Here is a 275-nt window from a genome sequence, read left to right as displayed (position 1 = left end):
GGCGTATTCTGACTGGCATTGTTGCAAGCATGAAAATGAAGCGCACAATTGTCATCAGGCGGGACTACCTACATCACATTAAGAAGTATAACAGATTTGAGAAGCGGCATAAGAATCTTTCAGCCCATCTCTCACCATGCTTCAGGGATGTTGCTCTTGGTGATGTGGTCACTGTTGGTCAATGCCGTCCTCTCAGTAAGACCGTACGATTCAATGTTCTGAAAGTCAAAGTCCGATCGTAGCCATGTCGTGCTGTGAGCCAAGGAGTTGAGACC

General features: G+C 46.9%; 1 protein-coding gene. It reads left to right on the top strand.

The genetic code is table 11. The features are described from left to right. Window positions 1-5: 5 nt before the first annotated feature. Window positions 6-242, top strand: a complete 237-nt coding sequence (gene rpsQ / locus ACYQ78_RS39580; protein WP_459806138.1) for a 30S ribosomal protein S17 — start codon at window positions 6-8, stop codon at window positions 240-242. The last annotated feature ends 33 nt before the right edge of the window (window positions 243-275 follow it).

The organism is Herbidospora sp. RD11066, from assembly GCF_054661255.1.
This window is presented reverse-complemented; position numbering and strand designations above follow the sequence as displayed.